This is a genomic window from Pseudoflavitalea rhizosphaerae, assembly GCF_003991355.1.
Classification (GTDB): Bacteria; Bacteroidota; Bacteroidia; order Chitinophagales; family Chitinophagaceae; genus Pseudobacter; species Pseudobacter rhizosphaerae.
Window position 1 is genome coordinate 332,338 of sequence record NZ_RCSU01000004.1, and the last position, 15,597, is coordinate 347,934.

The window sequence follows — 15,597 nt, forward strand, 5'->3', positions numbered from 1 at the left end:
AATATGGTATTATGACCGATGATAGGGAGAAAGTATTTCCGATGTGAAGGGAAAAGGAGGGGCGCGGATTTCTTTATTGTTTCGAATAGGTGTTCCAGGGTTCTCCCAGTATGAACGACACCAGGTAGTAGATCTCATCCGCATTACCTGGTTTAGTCATGAAGTGGCAGGCGCCCATCCGGGCCAGTTCATTGGATTCTTCCACATTGTTGGAAGTTGTATAGATGAAAACCGGGATGTTTTTCAACCTTGTGTCAGCTTTTATTGCCGCGAGGCATGTCTTTCCGCTGTAGCGTGGCATTCTAAGATCCAGAACGATAAAATCCGGCAGTGGGGTTTCTTTGTTGTTCAACAGTTCCAGCGCCTGCTGTCCGTTATCAGCCGTGATGCAGATCATTGATTCTTCAACTTCTTTCACTGCTGCAATGAAGAGATTCCGGTCATCGGGATCGTCGTCTACAATTAGTAATATCCTCGGAGGTATGGTCATGACATTTATTTTAGCTACGGGTACAAATTGTTTGAAAGCGTCTGTTCAGGAAACCCTTCTTTGCGCCTGCCATAGTTTCTTGAACCGGGCGGGCGTTATTCCTGTTACTGCTTTGAACTGTGTGCTAAGATGTGCAACACTGCTATAGCTCAATTGAAAAGCGATTTCCTTGATACTCATTCCTTCGTATATCATTAATTCTTTCACACGTTCAACTTTCTTCAGGATGTAGAATTTCTCAATGGTGCTTTTTTCGATCTCAGAAAAAATGTTTGCCAGATAAGTATAATCCCGGTTCAGCTTCCTGCTGAGTAGTCCGGAAAATTTAATAGACTTCTCACCTTTGGCAGTATCTACCATTTCGATGATCGATACCTTAATGCTCTCAACAAGGATCTGTTTGGGCGAATCCAGTAATTCCAGTTCGTAATATCTCAGGGCAGCATTCAATTCCCTTCTTTGTTCAGGATTCAGATCTGAAGAAAGTACAACTTTTCCCAGTTCTACTTCATTGAATTGGATGTTTAGGGAATCCAGCACTGTTTTCACGATCATTTTACATCGCACACAGACCATGTTTTTGATGTATATATACATGCTTATTCTCTTCCGTTTTGATCAACAAATTTGCAATTACTGTAAAGGCGGACAGCAGACTGATTGGAAGCTTTCAGCGAAACAGGGTATGAATTGCGGGGCAAAGCGTTGGGGTTACCATCTAAAGTTATGCCTTTTATTCTGTCTGGTTAAGAACAGGCAGGATTCTTTTGCATAAATGCATTCACATTATGGAACAAAGCGCTCTTTGGAAGCCAATCCCACCATATTCCAAGGTCTTTTCTGATGTTGGATGTATAGAAGGAGGGGATCTCGTTGGATTCGCCATCGAAGAAGCGTCTCAGGGCCTTGTCTTCAGTAAGTTTTTGCCGGAGTTTTTGGTAGAATCTCAATCTTCCATATCCTTCTGAAGAGATGGCCCGCATGAGGTTCATCCATTTGGGTGTCCGGTCCGGCGTGGCTTTAAAGCGGCGGTAAAGCGCCCGTACAGAGAACGAGTATGAGGTTAGATCGATTACCTTGTTATAGAAGTCGAGCCATTCATAATTCCTGGGCTTGATGTTCATGGCCGAGTGATTGTCGAGAAAGTGGAAAGGGAAAGGGATCACTCTGCCCAATTTTTGGTATTCGAGATTCAGTGGGGCAGCTTCTCCAAAGGCTGTGAGCAGTGAATAACCCGGAAATGCGCCAGGGGACCGGTCAATGAAGCGTTTGGTCAGTTCAAATGGCTCGTCTCCTGAATCGCTGTCCAGTCCCAGTACAAAATTCGTTTGTACATAGGGGATATACCTGAGGATCATATTCACATGTTCCGAGATCCGGTTCACCTTTTCTTCGCCGGTAATATTGGATGCCCTGGATTTATTGCCCAGTTCGTACCAGGATTCCACACCCGGCAACAGCGCTTTGAAGCCATTTTTCCTGAAAATTTTCAGGTGATCTTCTGTGAGAATGGATAAGCTGCTTTCTGCAACAAAGCGGAAACTTCCAGGTGGTGCGGCTTCGGAGATGGCATCCATGTATTCCCCGAACCTGACGCCAAAATTGGGATCATGCCAGGCTATCCAGGGCGATTTGAATTTGGTGAGCAGGAATTGCAGATCTGTTTTGATGAGGTGGAAGTTCATAGATTGATAAGGGACTGTGGAATCGATACAGAAAGGGCAGGTATATGGGCAGCCTACGCTCCCCAGCATGGGCACAAATTTCAGCAATGGCGCTTTCTTCAAAGTAGGTTCTATGAATTTCCATCGTTCTTCCACACTGGATAGTTCTATTGTTTGTTTGGCGGCTGATAAGAATATCCCAACGGGCTGCTGGCGGCTGCAATTGTTCAATATATCAGTAATGATACCCCGGTTTGTAAAACCGAGTACATAATCGAAATATGTAACGGCATCGTCAGGATAACACCGGGCGTGCGGACCACCGAGTACGGTTACTGCTTTCCTGCTATGGAAATAATTACTCAGGGCATAGGCAAACTGGGCAGCCTGGGTAAAGGCGCTGATGAAAACCAGGTCAACTCCATCCGGGAGTTCCTTCGTAAGGTCTTCCTTTCCGGTATAGCTGACCAGAGTAACTTTGCATCCTTCCTGTTCACACCAGGTGGCAATAACCTGGGGCATAATGCTGGCGAGGTTTGCATGCATTGTTTGAGCCCATAGTGTGTTATTGGGGCCTTTGCAAACGAGGTCGATTATGCCGATCTTTAACGTCTTCATGGAATTACTGTTGCGTGTTTAATAATTCAGCAAAAATTTCGGGCCATGCTACATTATGAAATATGTTCTGGTCTCGGGTTCTGTTGCTGTAGCTTCTTCTCCCAATAATTGCCTTATATCTTTTTCTATGGTCTTTGCGATCTCCGTAATGGCTACATCGCTGGGCCTGTTCCTGAAAGGATCCTGCAGGTAGTACGCAACCTTCTCAATGAGAAAGAAACCGGCAGAGATCAGCAGCAGCAATGGTATCACCAGGCGATTGTCTATGTCTTTCAGTGAGATGGCCAGGGTCATAACAAAAAGGTAAATGATGAAATGCAGCACCAGCCGATAAGTGGAAGGGAAAACAGTATTGTTGATCCTTTCAACCCCTCCCATGGAATCTGTAAGACGGATAATGGTTTCCTGGAGGTGGATATGTGCATGTACATCGATATTCTTACGCAGGCGAAGCTCCTGCAGATCCCTGGCAGTATTCTGCAAAAGGAAAAGTGACTGGTTGTTTTGTGTGGCCGCTGCTGTGAGCTCGTGCAGTGGAAGCAGGTGTGCAATGTACTGCAACGTGTTCTGCCTGCGTAATGATCTGCCCAGCACATATCCCATGGCTATTTGCCGGTAGCCGATCAGTTTTATCAGAGGCGTTTTGGTTTCTGTGAAAGATTGCAGTTGGATGATAAGGCTTCTGGAATCGTTCAGGATACTTCCCCAGATCCTTCTGGCCTCCCACCACCTGTCGTAAGACTGGTTCATCTTGAACGAAAGCAATACCGAAATGGAAGTGCCCAGGAATGCAGGAATGGCCAGTGGCATCACCGGTAATGTGCTCATCAGCTCAAAGGCTCCAAAATGGGTTGCCAGTCCCAGCAATAGAACAATGATCAGCTCATATTTGATGATGCCGAAAGAATACTTGATGGGGATCCTGGATTCTCGTAACATAGGTCAGATGGTGGTTTATGTCAGGTAATGCGGTTTACCGGTAGCGGGCCTGTAAATTGCGGGCTTTGCTAAAAAATGAGTAATTTCACATACTGCCTTATGTGCCTGCATAAACACGGATCTCCTTGAAACTCTTCATAAAAAATATGGTATGCATTCGCTGCAAAATGGTGGTGAGGGATGAGTTAACAAAACTTGGATTGCATTGTACTGTAGTGGAACTGGGAGAAGCAGAAATCCTTGAAACCATTACCCCGGAACAACGGGAAGAGATCCGGTCTGTTCTGTTACGATCCGGACTGGATCTAATGGACGATAAAAAAAGCATGCTTATCCAAAAAATAAAGCAAGTGATTATCGAATTGGTGCATTACTCCGAAGAACCACTAAGGGTCAAGTTCTCTGAATACCTGAGCCGGCAATTGAATTACGATTATACTTACCTGGCCAATATCTTCTCGGAAGTGCAGGGCACTACCATCGAGAAGTTTATCATTTCCCACAAGATCGAACGGGTTAAGGAACTGCTGGTCTACAATGAACTCACACTTTCCGAAATTGCATTCCAGATGCATTACAGCAGCGTATCGCATTTATCCGCTCAATTCAAAAAAGTAACGGGACTTACTCCTTCCTATTTCAAACAGATCAAAACCCAGCGGCGTAATATGCTGGACGAGCTTTGATGGCCTTCCCGGAAAGTGGGAATTATGTGATATAATACTGGAATCCTATAACGCTGCTCCGGGCAAATTGTATCACCTTTAGCAGGTATCGTCTATTGTATCACCCATCGCAAAGCATATGTCCAGAGTAACATTTGATAACAGTAACCGCCTGTTCTACCAGGCCGTTAAGAAATCGGTGGATGCTTATTTTCAAAGCAGGCGCCTCAGAAAAACCGGCAATTGGAAATTGTATTTGAAAGCATTCATATTGATTCCACTTGCCATTGGACTGTATGTTTACCTTCTTTTGGGGCACTATCACGGAGTATCCGGGATCCTGCTGGCAGTCTTGCTGGGATTGTGCCTTGTTTGTATCGCTTTCAATGTGATGCATGATGCCTGTCATGGCAGTTATTCCCGCAAAAAATGGGTGAATGAGCTCATGGGCCTTAGCATGAATGCTTTGGGCAGTAACAAATTTATCTGGAAGATCAAGCACAATGTGATCCATCATACTTATACCAATATCGATGGTATTGATGATGATCTTGCCAATAGCTTCCTGATAAGGATGTGTACCACGCAGCGATGGAGGCCCATACATCGCTTCCAGTTCATTTACGTATATCTTCTGTATGCCATCAGCACACTAAACTGGATGTGGGGCACGGATTTTGTAAAGTACTTCACCCGTAAGATCCACCATACTCCGATCAGGCATATTGGCCTGCATCAGCATTTTGTTTTTTGGACAAGCAAATTGTTGTACCTGTTCTTTTATGTAGCGGTGCCAGTTTATTTCCTTGGCTGGCAACCCTGGCTCACGGGTTTTCTCATTGTTCATGCGGTAATGGGACTTGCCTTGTCCATTGTTTTCCAACTGGCGCATGTGGTAGAGAAAACTACTTTCGGGTACATTGGAGAAAGTCCCAAAGTGATAGCCCAGGAATGGGCTGCTCACGAGGTCAGCACCACAGCCGATTTTGCTCCTGAAAACAAAGTGATCAGTTGGCTGGTGGGTGGGTTGAACTTTCAAATTGAACATCATCTTTTCCCTCAGATCAGTCATGTGCATTACCCGGCATTGAGTAAGATAGTACGGCAGCAATGTGAACTTTTCGGGCTCCCTTACAATTACTACCCTACGATGCAGCAGGCTATTTATTCTCATGTTCGCCTCATGAAGCAACTGGGACGCCCTTATGCCTGATGCTGTGGTTGAAAAGCCAGCTCTGCACCCTGGATGCTGTAGAAAAGATTTTGTAACTGGTGTAAATGGAGCATATGCTGTACAATTGGATGATGAGCAAAATCCAGCGGAAAATAATCATTATCCAATTCTATGGAATAGGTCTTTTCAGGCCTGTGGTGTTGCCATAACCTGAAATAAGGATGGAAGGTGAAACCCAGGAGCACCAGTAACTGATCGGTGATCTTTACATTCTCCAGCCTGTCAGACGCTGCATTTTCAAATTGAACATCTCCATCCATCTCAAAGCCAATCAGTTTTTCTTTTTCTTTTCCATTAATATTGAGGCTGCATATTTTACGTAGTTTGTTATCCACCAGCACAAAATTGCCGATCCGGAATTGTTCTATATCAATCATGCTACAGATTTAAAGCTGGTTTGGAAATAACAACTGCCCGACTCTCGCCGGTAGCAGTTGTTCATTCGTCGTGGCCATTATAAGAAATAAGCGAAAAGGTGATTTTCTGGTTAATACATTCTTTATTCGTAACCACTTTTAATAGTGGTAAGTATCAATTTAAACCGGCCATTGGGCTCGATATGATTGGGTGCGTGTGCAGGAATAATGATCCCTTCACCAGTGTGCAACAGAATGGTCTGTTTGTCGATAACAAGCTCTGCCTTGCCTTCGATAACCTGAACAAAGGTTTCGAAAGGGCTTGTTTTTTCTTTCATTCCTTCGCCATGATCAAAAGAAACCATACTGATATCGCCCGTAGACTTCCTGATAATGGTTCTTGTGCCCACTGAATTAGGTATGTATTCCAGAATCTCTACAATGATATGCGCTTTAGATCTTTCCAGTTCAGGAGAGAAGGGTGCATTATCTTCTGTGGAACTATCCATAGTGTAAAGTTTGATTCATTGATTCAGCAACTGGGAAGTTTTAATTGAAGGGCCAGGATAGAAATCCAGCCCGTTTAGATAATCCAATATCCTATGAAAAACCTGATTAAAGATAGATTGACGGAGAGTAGCATTTGTTATCGAATTCCATATTGCTTTTATATAATTCACACATTGCCTTGCCGGCGGCTTCAATGTGTGAATGTTGCTACATATAAAGCAAATTGTATATCGTGAGGGTAGCTGAATGAGCAGACCTTTGCTGAAGGAGAATTTAAATTATGAAAAAGATCTTTGGTTTCGTCCTGTTGTTGATGGTGGTGGCGGTCTGTTCGGCAAACGCACAGAAAAATGCGAAAAAAGACACGGCAGGATTTGTTGAAAAATCTGCGAATAAAACAGCGGAAATAGCTGTCAAGGGAAAAGCGACGCTGGTAGATAAGGTGTATAAAGATAAGGTTGGCCCCAACGGTCAAACAATATATATCGACAGGCATTCCAAATATTACTGGGTGGATAAGAAAGGCCATAATGTATATATATCCAAGAGCAAACTCAGGCCTAAAAAGAATTAATCCAACACATTCAAAAATGAAACAAATACGAACAGCGCTGCTTTTGGCAGTTGCCTGCTTTCCCGCCTCAGTTGCTTTGTCGCAAACCAGCGATACCTCTGTACTGTTCAATAAAGAAAACAGGCATACTGTAATGCTGTCTGTTGAGCGGCCTGAAAAGGAAGCGAGAGAAGCATTGAGGCTACGCCTGGAACGCTCAGGTTTGAAGGAAAGAATGGCCAACAATGTAGCCATGTATAAAGATGTTGTATTCCCTGAGATCAGTTCTGAGAAAATAGATATCTATACAAAAGTGGAGCAGGGGCCGGACAATACCAGCATCGTGTACATGGCAGTTTCAAGAAAAGACAAGAACTTTACGCATGGCAGGTTCGACAGCAGTCTGACTGAACATGTAAAAACATTCCTGCAATCTTTCACCGGCGATGCAAACCGGTACTCCGGTAATATCGATATCTCCAACCAGATGGATGATATCACCCTGGCTGGGTTATACTGGCGCATTTTGTAACCCGTATCTCAAAAGCTCTCCAATGATGAAGATCAGAATATATCATGATGGTTGTCAGTCCGGAAGGCAAAGTATTACGCTTGCCTTATTGTGAATACTGAATTGATAATAAACCAACGTCAGTATACAATCAGGGCGGGTAAATTCCTGCCCCTGTTAATGTAATGATTGACGGGAGTTATTGTATTTGAATGAAGGCGACTTTATTTTTGTTTGTCAAATCACGAGTATATATAAGTACCTATACTCTTGAATTACGTTTTATAATTTTCTAATTTTACTATGATCGTGCATACTACCATGTAATCATTTCGATACAATATTCCTATTCTTGTCCGTATTATTTTGAAACGCCTGACCTCCTCATCAATTGTAAGTGTCCTCTGTTTTTGGAGCAATTCCCTGGCAGCATTGTGGATCACCTGCATGTACATGCAGTTGGATCAATCAATGGGGGATTAATGCCCTTTCCTGAAAATCTGTTCCGCTAAATGTAAGTTATGGCAAGAAAACCCACTACATTTGACCCAGTAGCGTTAGAGTTCCTGAAGGAGTTTGTGAAGCGAAAAGTGAATTTGCCTTGTACCAGCTTTTCACATATCCAACAACTTACGGAAAGCATCCGGCTTACAACCGGCGAGTTTTTATCACTTCAGACATTGAACCGCTTGTTCGGAATTATTCCCAACGGCTTCAATCCTTCCCTGAATACATTGGATACACTGGCCCGTTATGCCGGGTTTGGTGCTTTTTCCGATATAGAAGCCATTGCTGATAACAAATCATATATCGGAAAGGAGAACAATGATTTGTATAAGATACTCAATAGCCTTTTCGGAAACACAGAAGTCAGTGCTGTTGAGGAGCCGGGGATTTTTCTGGTAATAGAAAATCTTTACAGCCTGATCCAAAAAGACCTTGTGTTCAGCAAACTGATCTTTGCTCAAATGGCCAGGATACCCCTGGGCAGGAAATACTTTTTTGAACAATTGGTGTATGTTGATCAACTGGCTGGTTCTTATGGAGATGCCTTGCCTGTTTGTCTTTTATATGCAAACGACAGGGAACAAACTTTCTTTATCCTCACAATGTTCTGTTACAAGTATTTCCTCATGGACGATAGTTTGCTGTTCAACAATTACTTTCAGATATTGATCAACTACCCCCATTCAGAAGTAATGAAGTTCAGACCGCATATCATAGACAGGTATTACGCAGTACTTGTTCTGAATGAAGTGTATGGAAACAGGAACCCTGGTCCTGATGCTGCTGAAACACTGAACTCGATTCCTGAACTGGATTACTTCTCTTCCCCTCCCGGCTACCATCATCATACCCGATTCCTGTTGGGTGAGGCTTTGTTGCTGGCAGGTCAATTTGGTAAAGCATATGAGATACTGAACAATACAAGTCTGAAAATTGACTATAAGGGCAAGATGGATAAGATGTACTACGAAACTTCAATAGCTGTGTATAAGCTGGTGTCTGGATATTTTTCCCACCAGATCAATTCACAAAGGGCGAAATCCATTTGCCACCAGTTGTTGGACGCTCCCATGCCGCTCCTGGCAGCCGACTTCCTTAATCTCATGCTGATGTGTTTACTGATGCAACTGGAAATAAAAAGCACAGCGAAGAAAATATGCAGGGATAAAATAGAAGTGTTGGTTAATAAAACAAAATTCACTTCATTCTATACTTTTCTGAGCTTATGTGGAGAAGAATGTAACACAAAAAAAATTAATGGATATTAATGGAAGAAATATTAAGTGGAAGATAATGCAATTTTGTACCACCTTGATTCAATAGTATTTTTCTCTCAACATTTTTAGTAGCTCACATTTCTCGCCATCCAATTATTCCATGAAACAGTAAAGTTTCATCATACCGTATCTCCCATTCGTATTTGTATTTATGCAGTTGTGGTTTTCCCACTGTAAATAGCCTCTATTGTTTGATCAACTCCTCTGTGACAGGAAATAGCGAAGCTATTGGCTAACCTCATCATCAATCAAAACTGACATAATGAGTGATTTGGAAAAATGGTATGCGCTGTATACGCGGCCCTGCCAGGAGCGAAAAGTTGCCCAACAATTATTACTCCGTAACATTCAGCACTATTGTCCGCTCAAAATGGTTCAAAGGCAATGGAGCGACAGGAAAAAGATCATTCACGAACCCTTGTTCACTTCGTATGTGTTTGTCCGTTTGGCCGCCTCCAAAATGAGTTGGGTGAGAGACCTGGATGGTGTGGTGGACTTTGTTCAGTTCTGCCGGAGACCTGCCATTATAAGAGATGAAGAAATTGAAGCCGTAAGGCAGTTCCTGAAGGAATTCAGACAGGTAAGAGCCGAAAGGATCGATTTCAGGGTCCATGACAAAGTGCAGGTAGTGGAAGGAATATTCATGAACATGACCGGAGACGTAGTAGAGGTATTGCATAAAACAGTGAAAGTTGCCATCCCCTCATTGGGTTATCAGCTGGTAGCGGAAATGGAAAAAAGCAACCTGCGGAAATAATATCCTCTCAAAGTTTTTATCAAACTGAATTTATAACATAACGTCATGGAACAACCGAGTATTTGTATTGTTGGTCTTGGGTATGTGGGACTACCCCTGGCTGTAGAGTTTGCTGAAATATATCCGGTAACCGGATTCGATATCAATGAGCGGCGGCTTGGAGAGTTACAGAACGGGAACGACAGCACATTGGAGATTAGCAGGGAAAGACTTACCGGGCTGATCAAAAATATTCAGAACTGTAAACCCGGATTGTTCCTCACCAAAGATCCGGAAGCATTACGGAATGCCAATGTGTACATCATTACAGTTCCAACGCCGGTGGATAAGCATAACAAGCCTGATCTCCGTCCATTGAAAAAATCCAGCAGTGCTGTTGGCGCTGCATTGAAGTATGGGGATATTGTTATTTACGAATCTACTGTATTCCCCGGCGCTACCGAAGAGGAATGTGTTCCGGTGCTGGAGCGGGCTTCAGGCCTTGTGTTCAACAAAGATTTTTTTGTAGGCTACAGTCCTGAAAGGATCAATCCGGGAGATAAGGAGCACACGGTTACCCTTATAAAAAAAATTACTTCCGGTTCAACACCTGAAGCTGCTGCCAGGGTCAACCAGTTGTATGCAAGCATCATCAAGGCCGGAACGCATCTTGCCCCATCCATAAAAGTTGCCGAAGCAGCCAAAGTGATAGAAAATACACAACGGGATATCAATATTGCTTTCATCAACGAATTGTCCAAGATCTTCAATTGCCTTCAAATAGACACGCAGGAAGTATTGGAAGCAGCATCCACCAAATGGAATTTCCTTCCTTTCAAACCAGGCCTGGTAGGTGGTCATTGTATCGGGGTTGATCCTTACTATTTGGCGCAAAAAGCCATGGAAGTGGGCTACCATCCGGAGATCATTCTGGCCGGAAGGAGATTGAATGATGGAATGGGATCTTATGTGGCCACTGAAGTGATCAAGATGATGGTGAGGAAAGGGATCCAGGTTTCCGGCAGTAAATGCCTGATCATGGGAATCACGTTCAAGGAAAACTGTCCGGATGTGCGTAATACCAAAGTAATTGATATAGTCAGGTATTTATGGACCTATCATATAGATGTTGATGTGTTCGATCCCTGGGCCGATCCTGAAGAAGTGCAGAGAGAGTATGGGATCTGTTCGGTCCAGGAGATCCCCGAAGGAAATGTGTACGATGCAGTGATCGTTACGGTGGCCCACAGGCAATTCAGTCATGAAATGATCAGGGAGCTTTCCAACGGGCACAGTGTATTGTTCGACGTAAAATCAATTTTTGATAAGAGCCTGGTGGATGCCCGGTTATAAATACTCACAGTATGCAATACCCGAAATATCATACAGCAGACCTGGGCAGTTTAAAATTCCTGGTAACGGGAGGCGCAGGGTTCATAGGTTCGCATATTGTTGAATATCTCCTATTGCATCATGCGGCAAAGGTCCGGGTGATGGATAATCTGTCAACAGGTTCTGAAGCCAACCTGGAAACTTTCAGGTATCATCCTTCCTTTGAATTTATACAAGGGGATATCCGTGATGCAGGCATCTGCAGGCAGGCAGTGAAAGGGATGGACTATGTATCGCACCAGGCTGCGCTGGGATCGGTGCCTCGCTCGGTGACGGACCCTGTTACCACCAATGCAGTGAATATCGGCGGCTTTCTGAATATGCTTGTGGCCGCAAGGGATGAAGGCGTTTCAAGAATGGTGTATGCAGCCAGTTCCAGTACATACGGTGACCACCAGGAGTTGCCGAAGGTGGAACATAGAACAGGTGAGCCTTTGTCGCCCTATGCCATCACCAAGAAAGTGAATGAACTGTATGCCTCGGTATTTTCTTCCCTGTATGGATTTCATACCATCGGTCTCCGCTATTTCAATGTATTTGGCCCACGGCAAAATCCGCAGGGGCCTTATGCCGCGGTGATCCCCCTTTACATACAGGCGGCATTGCTCAATGAGCCTGCCATCATTTTCGGCACTGGCGATACCTCCAGGGATTTCACTTATGTGGCCAATGCAGTACAGGCAAATATCAAAGCCATGCTGCTGCCTGAATTGAAATCACATGAAGTGGTCAATATCGCCCTGGGAGAATCAACATCCCTCCTGCAATTATGGGATTATATCTGTGCCATCACAGGTTGTAATATTCCTCCGGTATTCCGTCAGGCAAGAAAAGGGGATGTGCTGCATAGCCTCGCCAGTATCGATAAAGCTAACCGTTTGATAGGATATGATCCACAGATCAGGATCAGGCATGGATTGAAAATGGCCGTTGATTGGTATAAAGAGGCATTGCATCCTGCCCGTTGAAGTCTTTTTGAACAATACCATAAAAAAAAATGAAATGATCCGTTATTCAAGTTTGCTGTTGCTCGCATTACCGGTGATGTACCTTGTTGCCTGTACTCCGGCGAGAAAGCTGAATTATTTTAATAATATTCCTGATTCAACCATTGTGCATCTTCCTCCGGTGATACCCGAGGAAAGAATTGTGGTGCCGGGAGATGTACTGAATATCTCTTTCAGTGCAAAAGCCCCGGAGGCCGCCACTGCATTCAATAAACAGGTGAACAATGCCATGTTGACCGGATCACCTTCTTCCAGAAGCTCACTGCCCGCTCCGATGCCTGGCTATACGGTAGACCTGCAGGGTAATATAGAACTGCCTGTTCTGGGAAAGATCAAAGTGATGGGCAATACGATCAGGCAACTGAAAGCCACATTATCCGGTCTGGTAGATCCTTATCTGAAAGATCCATTTGTTGAGATAAGCTTCGGCTCTTTTCCCGTTACTGTCATTGGAGAAGTGCGTGCCCCGGGAATGTACAACCTGAATTTACAAAAGAATACCATTTTCGATGCGCTGGCTGCGGCGGGCGACCTGCCTTATTCCGGCAAGAAGTTCAAGGTACAGCTTTACAGGGATTACAACGGGGATAGAACCATCACCAATATCGATCTTACCGATAAGGCTTTCCTGGTTAACAAGGAAATATTCAATATGAGACCGTACGATGTGATCATTGTACAAACCAGGAAAGGAAGTGTATTCAAAGAGGATTTCAGTGTGCTGGCTTCAGTGGTAACACTTGTTTTGAGTGTTGTGACCCTGGGCATTACCGTTACAAAATAATATAACATGGAAGAACAATCTGCGTTTGGGGCCGGAGAAAAAAGAAAATTTGAAACCGGTGTCTTCCTGCTTAAACTAAAAAGGAACTGGTATTGGATCCTTGCCTCCGTTCTGTTGTTTATGGCAGCTGCTTATTGCTTTTTGCGTTATTCCACACCAATATACCAGGTGATTGCTTTTCTTCAGATCAGGTCTAATGAAGTGGACAATACATTAGGCGCAACGCCTTTCACGCCCGCAACAAGGAGCGACCGGAATATTCCGGATGTAAACGGAGAGATCTTCAAATTGCAATCTTCCGAACTGATCGGAAAACTGGTGGATTCCCTGCAGCTCCAGCTGCAGCTGACAGAGCAAACAGGCGTTAAGCACAAACCGGTATTCCTGCAGGAACTACCCTTCAGCATCTCGGTGAAGAAAGATCCGCTTGTTCAGAACAGGGATGAATACAAGCTCAGTATAGGAGCATCCGGATATGAGTTGCAAGCGGGAAAGAAAACTTACAATGGTATATTCGGCAGTCCGTTGATTGTGGCAACGGATACATTCTATCTTTCTGCCGTTACAGGATTGCCGGTAAAAAAGACCTACCTGCTCCATGTACTGACCAGGCAACAGGCCATCAGGAATTGCCAGGCCAAATTGCAGGTGGCCCCAATGCCAAAGGGTGGTTCAGGAATGTTGCAGGTAGCCATGAGTGATGAACTGCCGCAACGGGCCAGACGCATGGCCGAAGTATTGATCCATGAATACGATTATGTCAATTTCCTTTTCAAGAACAAGGCGCTTCAATCTGAAATGGCTTTCCTTGACCAGCGGCTGGAAGCTGTTGACAAAGAGCTGGAAAGCCAGGAGAATTATGTAAAGAATTTTAAGGTCAGTAATAAGGTCAATGATGTATCATCCTCTGCTGCACAATTACTGGTGAACCTTTCAGGCATCGATACCAGGAGAAGTGAAAATGAATACAAAGAGAGCCTGCTCAGGTTGGTAGAGCTGAACCTTGAAAGTGGGAAGGCGGAAGAAAGGATCAATGTACCCGGATTGCAGGATGCAGACCTGCAGGGACTGGTGGCAAAATACAATGACCTGGTTTTTCAGAAGAACGATATCCTTTCACAGGGCACCTCCCGGGATCTCCGCCTGGAGCCGGTGAATGCGAGACTGGCAGAAACAAGGCAGCATATCATCAGAAGGGTGGCTGCAATCCGGCAGGAATTAAGGGCTAACGACAAATTCCTGCAATCCCAGCAGCACAGTACGGAAAACAAGTTTGTTGTTTTACCGGAAAAAGAAAAGAACTATATCCAGGTCAACCGGCTGCTGAATATCAAACAAACCTTGCTTGTATTCCTGTTGCAACGGAAGGAAGACAAGAATATGGAATTTGCTTCTGCAGCCATGGCAGGATCAAGGATCGTTGACTGGCGCACCAGCAGGGTGCAGGGACAGGGCCCTTACGTCATCTACAGTGCAGGGTTCGCTATTGGGTTGATCCTCCCCGTTATGTTGCTGCTGGTCACCTTCCTGGTAAATAAAAAAATAGAAACGGCTACAGATATTTACGCAGCCACCAAATTGCCTGTTGCCGGGGAGATCATTTTCGTGAAATCGAATGGCATGCCTCCCGTATGGACTGAACATTATTCTCCATTGGCCGAGCAGTTCAGGACCCTTCGAACCAATGTGGCTTATCTCAATAAATCAGGTAGTAAGAAATTATTCCTTGTTACCTCTACCGTAAGCGGAGAAGGTAAAAGTTTTATCAGTCTTAACCTGGCTAAGGCTTTGGCCATGGTGAATAAGAAAGTTGTATTGCTGGAGTTCGATCTGCGCAATCCCTGTTTGTCTGATGTGCTTGGCTACCGCGAAAAACCCGGCGTTGCAGAGTTGTTGGCTGGTAATGCTACCGTGGAGCAGGTGGATTTCCTCTTGCCTGATCATGCCAGCCTGCACTTCATTCCCGCCGGAAACGATGCAGAGGGGAATGCTGCTGAAATGCTCATGAGCGATCATCTGCCAAATTTGTTCGCGCACCTGCGGATGCAGTTCGATTATATCATTATAGACTCTCCACCAATAGAAGCCGTGTCGGATGCACTCAACCTGGGAAGCTACTGCGACGCAACTTTATTTGTGGTAAGGCATCAATATACCTTGCGCTCTTCCATTGCCCGCCTGAACCAAATGGCAACTGAACAAAAATTGCCTGCTCCTGCAATTGTGATCAACGGCATCAGGCCGAAGGAAGGGTTCAATGATGTGCTGGGGTACGGATATGGGTACGGATACCACAGGAAAGCAGGACGAAAAAAACAAAAGCTCAGGATTGCCTGATCAGACTGGAATGAAAG

The 15,597-nt window shown here is 44.5% G+C and carries 16 protein-coding genes; 10 read left to right on the forward strand and 6 right to left on the reverse strand.

Going from position 1 to position 15,597, the window contains the following annotated elements; all coding sequences use genetic code 11:
- Window positions 1-73: 73 nt before the first annotated feature.
- The 4 genes from D9Y29_RS09355 to D9Y29_RS09370 form a co-directional block, all read right to left on the reverse strand.
- Entirely contained in the window at window positions 74-490 is a 417-nt protein-coding gene (locus D9Y29_RS09355) for a response regulator (protein WP_127127332.1), read from the reverse strand.
- A gap of 45 nt (window positions 491-535) precedes the next feature.
- On the reverse strand, window positions 536-1,066 hold the full coding sequence (locus D9Y29_RS09360) for a helix-turn-helix domain-containing protein (protein WP_241237885.1): 531 nt from the start codon (window positions 1,064-1,066) through the stop codon (window positions 536-538).
- A gap of 170 nt (window positions 1,067-1,236) precedes the next feature.
- Entirely contained in the window at window positions 1,237-2,772 is a 1,536-nt protein-coding gene (locus tag D9Y29_RS09365; protein WP_127127336.1) for a B12-binding domain-containing radical SAM protein, read from the reverse strand.
- A gap of 48 nt (window positions 2,773-2,820) precedes the next feature.
- Window positions 2,821-3,711, reverse strand: a complete 891-nt coding sequence (locus D9Y29_RS09370) for a bestrophin family protein (RefSeq protein ID WP_127127338.1) — start codon at window positions 3,709-3,711, stop codon at window positions 2,821-2,823.
- Between the two features lie 125 nt (window positions 3,712-3,836).
- Between D9Y29_RS09370 and D9Y29_RS09375 the strand changes: the two genes are divergently transcribed.
- Both D9Y29_RS09375 and D9Y29_RS09380 read left to right on the forward strand, forming a co-directional pair.
- Window positions 3,837-4,397, forward strand: a complete 561-nt coding sequence (locus D9Y29_RS09375) for a helix-turn-helix domain-containing protein (protein WP_127127340.1) — start codon at window positions 3,837-3,839, stop codon at window positions 4,395-4,397.
- A 118-nt stretch (window positions 4,398-4,515) separates the two neighbouring features.
- Window positions 4,516-5,589: a fatty acid desaturase family protein gene (locus tag D9Y29_RS09380; protein WP_127127342.1), complete on the forward strand. Its 1,074-nt coding sequence runs from the start codon at window positions 4,516-4,518 to the stop codon at window positions 5,587-5,589.
- Here the strand turns inward: D9Y29_RS09380 and D9Y29_RS09385 are convergent.
- Together D9Y29_RS09385 and D9Y29_RS09390 are read right to left on the reverse strand one after the other, a co-directional pair.
- Window positions 5,580-5,987, reverse strand: a complete 408-nt coding sequence (locus D9Y29_RS09385; RefSeq protein ID WP_127127344.1) for a hypothetical protein — start codon at window positions 5,985-5,987, stop codon at window positions 5,580-5,582. The two genes, D9Y29_RS09380 and D9Y29_RS09385, sit on opposite strands and share 10 nt — an antisense overlap.
- 122 nt (window positions 5,988-6,109) lie before the next feature.
- Window positions 6,110-6,475, reverse strand: a complete 366-nt coding sequence (locus D9Y29_RS09390; RefSeq protein ID WP_127127346.1) for a cupin domain-containing protein — start codon at window positions 6,473-6,475, stop codon at window positions 6,110-6,112.
- A 281-nt stretch (window positions 6,476-6,756) separates the two neighbouring features.
- Here D9Y29_RS09390 and D9Y29_RS09395 point away from each other — a divergent pair, with 281 nt between their 5' ends.
- The 8 genes from D9Y29_RS09395 (at window position 6,757) to D9Y29_RS09430 (ending at window position 15,580) form a co-directional block, all read left to right on the forward strand.
- Window positions 6,757-7,050: a hypothetical protein gene (locus tag D9Y29_RS09395; protein ID WP_127127348.1), complete on the forward strand. Its 294-nt coding sequence runs from the start codon at window positions 6,757-6,759 to the stop codon at window positions 7,048-7,050.
- A gap of 16 nt (window positions 7,051-7,066) precedes the next feature.
- A complete protein-coding gene (locus D9Y29_RS09400; protein WP_127127350.1) occupies window positions 7,067-7,561 on the forward strand; it encodes a hypothetical protein in 495 nt (164 codons plus the stop codon).
- A 500-nt stretch (window positions 7,562-8,061) separates the two neighbouring features.
- On the forward strand, window positions 8,062-9,315 hold the full coding sequence (locus D9Y29_RS09405; protein ID WP_127127352.1) for a hypothetical protein: 1,254 nt from the start codon (window positions 8,062-8,064) through the stop codon (window positions 9,313-9,315).
- A gap of 271 nt (window positions 9,316-9,586) precedes the next feature.
- Complete coding sequence (nusG, locus tag D9Y29_RS09410; protein WP_127127354.1) at window positions 9,587-10,081, forward strand: transcription termination/antitermination protein NusG; 495 nt, start codon at window positions 9,587-9,589, stop codon at window positions 10,079-10,081.
- A gap of 45 nt (window positions 10,082-10,126) precedes the next feature.
- Window positions 10,127-11,413: a nucleotide sugar dehydrogenase gene (locus D9Y29_RS09415; protein WP_127127356.1), complete on the forward strand. Its 1,287-nt coding sequence runs from the start codon at window positions 10,127-10,129 to the stop codon at window positions 11,411-11,413.
- A gap of 11 nt (window positions 11,414-11,424) precedes the next feature.
- Window positions 11,425-12,420: an SDR family oxidoreductase gene (locus tag D9Y29_RS09420; RefSeq protein WP_127127358.1), complete on the forward strand. Its 996-nt coding sequence runs from the start codon at window positions 11,425-11,427 to the stop codon at window positions 12,418-12,420.
- A 34-nt stretch (window positions 12,421-12,454) separates the two neighbouring features.
- Complete coding sequence (locus tag D9Y29_RS09425; protein ID WP_127127360.1) at window positions 12,455-13,243, forward strand: polysaccharide biosynthesis/export family protein; 789 nt, start codon at window positions 12,455-12,457, stop codon at window positions 13,241-13,243.
- 6 nt (window positions 13,244-13,249) lie between these two features.
- Window positions 13,250-15,580 carry an exopolysaccharide transport family protein gene (locus D9Y29_RS09430; RefSeq protein WP_127127362.1) on the forward strand — a complete coding sequence of 777 codons (2,331 nt, stop codon included), beginning with the start codon at window positions 13,250-13,252 and terminating at the stop codon, window positions 15,578-15,580.
- Window positions 15,581-15,597 lie beyond the last annotated feature (17 nt).